Consider the following 6,314-nt stretch of genomic DNA (forward strand, 5'->3'; position numbering starts at 1 on the left):
TTCCTCCAGTCATTGCCCGGTCTGATATCAGATTGCCCCTACAAAAATCCTCCCGCAAAACTGCGTCGGACTTCTGCGCTTTTGCTCCTGATATCTTCCACAAATAGTGTATCATATTTTGCAGATTACGTCTCTAAAAGTATTATAAATAAAAAAGCATGTGCCTTTTTGTGTAATAAAAGAGACTGCCGCAAAAGCGGCAGCCCCCTCGTTCTGATCTTATGATTTTTTACGGGCAGATATCCCTGCAGCGTTTCCTACTCTTACAGATACGCCTTTAATTCATCCACCTTATCCAGCTTCTCCCACGGAAGATCCAGATCGTCGCGGCCGAAATGTCCGTATGCAGCCGTCTGTTTGTAGATCGGGCGGCGCAGGTCAAGCATCTTGATGATGCCAGCCGGACGCAGGTCAAAGTGCTTGCGGATCATCTCAACCAGCTGATCCTCACGCAACTTGCTGGTTCCGAATGTATCTACCATGATGGAGGTCGGCTGTGCAACACCGATCGCATAGGAAAGCTGAATCTCACATCTGTCTGCCAGTCCGGCTGCTACGATGTTTTTCGCAACATAGCGGGCTGCGTATGCAGCAGAACGATCCACCTTTGTGCAGTCTTTTCCGGAGAATGCGCCGCCGCCGTGACGTGCCATGCCGCCGTAGGTGTCCACAATGATCTTACGTCCGGTCAGACCGCTGTCTCCGTGCGGACCGCCGATAACGAAACGTCCGGTCGGATTGATAAAGAATTTTGTATTCTCATCAACCATCTCTGCCGGCAGAATCTCGTCAAATACATATTTTTTAATATCCTTATGGATCTGCTCCTGGGTTACTTCCTCGTCATGCTGGGTGGAAAGAACCACTGCATCCAGACGTGATGGTTTGCCGTTCTCATCGTACTCTACGGTTACCTGTGTCTTGCCGTCCGGACGCAGGTAGCGCAGGGTTCCGTCTTTGCGGACCTTGGTCAGCTGGCGTGCCAGTTTGTGTGCCAGATAAATCGGATATGGCATATATTCATCCGTTTCGTTGGTCGCATAACCAAACATCATACCCTGATCGCCGGCACCGATTGCCTCCAGCTCCTCGTCGGTCATCTTGTTCTCTTTTGCCTCCAGCGCTTTATCAACTCCCATCGCGATATCCGGGGACTGCTCATCCAGTGCCACGATCACGCCGCAGGTATCACAGTCAAAACCGTATTTCGCACGGTCATAACCGATCTCACGGACGGTATTGCGGACTACCTTCTGGATATCCACATAGCCTTTCGTTGTGATCTCGCCCATAACCATAACCAGACCGGTTGTCGTCGCCGTCTCACAAGCCACACGGCTCATCGGATCCTGCTCTAAGAGCGCGTCCAGAATCGCATCGGAAATCTGATCACACATTTTATCCGGATGTCCTTCGGTTACTGATTCAGATGTAAAAAGTAATCTCTCCATATTTCCTCCTTTGATAAGTTTGTCGTAAGACATAAAAAAAGTCCGCAGCAACACGGACTTGATTATCTCGATCAACTCCTCTTATTGCTCGATAAACCGATCTCCCGGTTCCTCGCTCAGGCTGGCACCTTCCGTTCCCTGCTGAGACCAATTTTCAGTCCCATGTAACGGGGTTGCCGTGACTTCATAGATCCTTTGTATCTCCATCACTCTGAATAAGGGATATATACGAACTTTTTAATTGTTAAAAGTTTCAACAGTACGATAACATACTCCGCGGTGTCTGTCAAGCAATATGTGACACCGTATTCTTTTTTATCAGCCCACTTTGAGTCTGAACTTCTGCGCCTCTTTCTCGGAATCGACTTTCTCGATCACCGCGCCAAGTCCCTGCAGCTTCTTCTCAAAATGCTCATAGCCTCTCTGGATATAACCAATCTCATCAACGGTCGTATATCCTTCCGCTGCCAGCCCCGCAATGACCAGGGCAGCGCCTGCGCGCAGATCTGGTGCCTCCACCTGTGCTCCAGTCAGCTTCTTCACGCCGGTAATGATCGCGGTATTGCCCTCAACCTTGATGCGTCCACCCATGCGGGCAAGTTCGTCCACGTATTTAAAACGGTTTTCAAAAATACTCTCGGTCACCACACTGGTTCCCTCTGCCAGTGCCAGTGTCACGGTGATCTGCGGCTGCATATCAGTCGGAAATCCCGGATACGGAAGTGTCTTGATATCGGTATGCACATGGCTCGGGCGTCCCACAACACGAACCGCCTCATCAAACTCCGTCACCTCACAGCCCATCTCGATAAGCTTCGCAGAAATTGCTTCCAGATGCTTCGGAATGACATTCTGTACCATCACATCGCCGCGGGTGATCGCTGCCGCACACATAAATGTACCTGCCTCGATCTGGTCCGGGATGATCGAATATTCGGTTCCATGCAGCTTGTGGACGCCGCGGATGCGGATCACGTCGGTTCCGGCACCTTTGACATTGGCTCCCATGCTGTTTAAGAAGTTCGCCACATCGACGACATGCGGTTCTTTCGCCGGATTCTCGATGATCGTCTCGCCCTCTGCCAGCGTCGCTGCCATCATGATATTGATCGTCGCGCCGACCGACACCATATCCAGATAAATATGGGTACCAACTAAATCAATCGCATGTGCGAGCACCGCGCCATTTTCCACCTGTACCTTCGCACCGAGGGCACGGAAGCCCTTTAAATGCTGGTCGATCGGACGGCTGCCGATGTTGCATCCGCCCGGAAGCGGAACCTGTGCGCTTTTATACTTACCAAGCAGGGCGCCAATAAAATAGTAGGAAGCTCGGATCCGGCGGATGTACTCGTCATCCACATGGATCGCATGAATCCCCTTCGCATTGATGCGGACAGTGTGCCGGTCAATCCGGTCTACCATCGCGCCAATCTCCGAAACAGCCTCCAGAAACACGTTGATATCACGCACGTCCGGCAGATTTTCTATTAAAACATCCTCGTCAGTCAGAATCGATGCCGCCAAGATTCCCAGCGCCGCATTCTTTGCTCCGCTGATAGTCACTTCGCCTACCAGCGGATTTCCGCCCTTCATAATAAATTGTTCCATTCTGCACCTCAAAATCTATTATCTTACGATACTTACACGCGCCAGACGGCGCCTCAAATCTTTAATATTTTCTTAAATTTATATCATGTTATCTACATGATTATATCATAACATCTCAATTTGTAAAGCACTGGCTTTCCGTTTATTACTGTTCACGCATATGTGCCCAATAATGGAATTTGCCGTGGCTTCACATTTTAATACGGCAAATTCCTGCTGCCACCACGTTTTCTTACGACACTTTCGGTTCCAAAAGTGCCTACCCGTGAACAGTAATTTCCGTTTTTCCCTTAATTGGAAAGGAAACAAATGAAATCATTGCCTCCGTTTCCCTCGAAAAATGCCGCTGCATCGTTGAGTCCCATCTTATCCGTGTAGGCAAATTCCGTGCCCGGATACCAGAGACAGGAGATGTTGTACGCGTCGTATCCACAGATCAGACCATAGCTTCCGTCTCCCAGATATGCCACCACCGGCATGCCCGCGTAGACAAAGTAGAGAATCTGGTTCAGCGTCAGCCCGCGTGCGTCGATTAACTCTGTGCCATCCGAGGAGGTCGTCTTTCCGTCCGCCATATCCGACAGATAGCGGCTGACGGTTCCCGCCATATTCTGGACGTCTCGGATCGTCTTCGCGTCGCTCCGGTTTGCTCTCACCCAGACAACCCGGTCATTTTCATCCGTTACGAGTCCCATGCCATCGTAAGCTGCCTGCACCGCGCTGGAAAATTCCGCATACGAGCCTTTCAGGCGTCCCTCGCTGTAGGCACTGTAAATCCGCTGTGCAGCCGCGCCATTGTTCTGAAGCACAATCACATCATTTTCTTCTGCTGCCACCTGCTTCGGAACATGCACCTTCGTGCTCCGTGCCGTCTTGCCTGCATCCAGCTTGACGCAGTAGAGACGCCCCTTTGCACTGTCATTTAACGTAGCGATTCCATCCAGTGGATCTTTCGACACTTCCTCATTACAGACCAGCGTGTCCTCGTCCATCGGCTGATAGCCGCTTCCTATCTGGCGCATCCGTGACAGATGAACCCGGCTGTCCTGAATCCGCACATCCACCAGGCTGACGCCCGGCTTCTCATAGCGGGTCTCCATCTCCATATTGCTGCCAACGATCTCGACCGCATACAGCGGAAGCCCCGTCACGCGTCCGTCCATCGTAAGCTGCTCGTTCGGATGGGCAAGCCCGTAGACTAAGTCGGTTCCGACAAATCCGATCAGCCGGATCACGGTCTGATCCGGGAAGGAAATCTCATCCTTCTTGCCCGTCTCCAGATTCATGACATGCAGCTTGGTCGAACGGTAAATATCCGCCCCATCCTGCCACGCAATCCGGGAGGCATCCGTGCTGACTGCAAAATTTTCCTCCGTCAGGCCATCTGCCACCACCATGTACTCTTTTCCCGTCAGATCGACACTGTAAACCGCATGGTTCATCAGCACATATAACGTCTGCCCGCCGCTTAAGTAGCACAGCTGGTTGATATCCTGGCGCAGGTTGCCGTAATCGGTCGATGCCGGCAGATACAGCCGCTCTGTCAGGGCATTTCCCGCACTCTCATAGCGGTACAGCGCGATTCCCGTCGTTCCCTCGTGGTTACCGCGGCTCATATAGCCGTACACGGCAAAATCAATCTGGCCTGCCTCGCTCACATCCAGAATCTTGATTCCGTAGGTATCATAATTGACCCTCGTATCATTCTCGCTCTTGCGGAACGCAAATACCTTTGTGCTCTCTTTTTTTCCTGTATCATAAATCCAGAGCGCCCGGTTTGCCACAAAGGCACGGTATTTCCCCGCTTCATCCTGCATCGACTGCAGATCCTCCGCATCCGAAACCCCCAGCTGAATCCGGTCGCCAGAATAGGCGCTGCTCTCCCCCGTAAAAATCTGGTCCGCGCGGCGGTCATAATTCATCATGTAGATGCGCTGTGCGCCCAGCTTCATCGTGAAGCTCTCGATCACATCGTAATAAGCAGCCGCCTTGCCATCCTTCATCTCACTTACAACATACTTTAAATCGATCGTCCCAATGATGCCCTGCAGCTCCCGCAGATGAATTTCCGGTTCGCTGACCCGCTCCATCGAAAGCCCTTTCCAGGTCAGCTGGCTGAAATCGCTTTTTAACGTCACATGTCCCAACGAACTGTTGTCCGCATTCGGATCCGTCTCCAGATAGGTCGTCAGCTCCCTCGCTGAATCATAATCAAACGTCTTTTCAGAAAAGGACACCGCCAGATCGACCATCTCCTGCACACGGCTCTCCTGCTGCCACATCACGCGCGTGTAAAAATAGATCGCCGGGTGCTTTTCCGTCGCGATCGCAATCGTTAAGCGGTATTCGCTTTCCTCCGTCAGAAGGTTCTGGATCGGAAGCTCCGCAGAAACCTCTTCCCCTGACTGTTCCCAGTGGTCAAGCGTTGTCCGTTCTACCAGACGTTCGCCGTCCAGACTGCGGATCTCATACTGCATCCCCGTAATCTGGGAGTCCAGCTTGTCGATCGTCACCGACAGTTTCCGGTCTGCCGGAAGCAGCGTCAGATCCCCGCGTCCAGCCGCTTTCTGGCTGTCCTCCACGAAACCGTCCAGCTCGTTCATCCGCCGCCCCAGAATATTCACATAAGCGACTGGAAGGTTCGCGTCCTCAATCGAGGTATAGACCGCCCCATCCTCCCGCAGCTGCATCCAGGACCAGGTAAAATAACCGACTGCTGCCAGCACAAATAAGATCAGTAAAATCAGTATCTTTTTCAGGTTTTTCTTCATATATCAAATCAATTCCTTTTATCGCTCCACCATACCAGTTCCGTATCTTCACAGGTACAGGAAAATCTACCCGCCGAACTGTTTCCGTTTTGTCATGCACGCCAAAAACTGCCGCAGGCACCCATCTGTCCCGGCGGCAGCCTTTGTTTCAGTATAACACAAGCAGGCTCCAAATTCCAGAATTTCTATGATTTGTAAGAACTCCGATTATGTTACTGTTCACGCATACGGGCCCAGTAACCCGATTGTTCTTTTTCCAAATCGGTAAAATTCGTTGTCACAACTGGATGTTACTGCATTTTAATTCAAAAAATTTACACCTGAAAATTGCAATTTCAGCACTTCCGACACCGTCTTCGCTCCTGCAGCTCATTCATTAATAAAACCTGAAGAAAATCCTGAAGCGGCGCTCCCCACGGATTCCCCGGTCTCTCCGGACGCGGTCCCGGCGGCGGAGGCGGCGGTCCCCACGGATTCCCCG

The 6,314-nt window shown here is 51.5% G+C and carries 3 protein-coding genes and 1 riboswitch; all 3 genes read right to left on the reverse strand.

Translation table 11 applies throughout. From position 1 onward, the window contains the following. Positions 1 to 263: 263 nt before the first annotated feature. Entirely contained in the window at positions 264 to 1,451 is a 1,188-nt protein-coding gene (gene metK, locus QVO97_RS05990; protein WP_022359473.1) for a methionine adenosyltransferase, read from the reverse strand. 78 nt (positions 1,452 to 1,529) lie between these two features. Further along, positions 1,530 to 1,673, reverse strand: a riboswitch (SAM riboswitch). A 96-nt stretch (positions 1,674 to 1,769) separates the two neighbouring features. Further along, entirely contained in the window at positions 1,770 to 3,062 is a 1,293-nt protein-coding gene (locus QVO97_RS05995; protein ID WP_022359474.1) for a UDP-N-acetylglucosamine 1-carboxyvinyltransferase, read from the reverse strand. 290 nt (positions 3,063 to 3,352) lie between these two features. Then, positions 3,353 to 5,833 (reverse strand): hypothetical protein, encoded by a 2,481-nt coding sequence (locus QVO97_RS06000; RefSeq protein WP_022359475.1) that lies wholly within the window; start codon positions 5,831 to 5,833, stop codon positions 3,353 to 3,355. Positions 5,834 to 6,314 lie beyond the last annotated feature (481 nt).

This window comes from Clostridium sp. CAG:43, assembly GCF_000434655.1.
Lineage (GTDB): Bacteria > Bacillota > Clostridia > Lachnospirales > Lachnospiraceae > Otoolea > Otoolea fessa.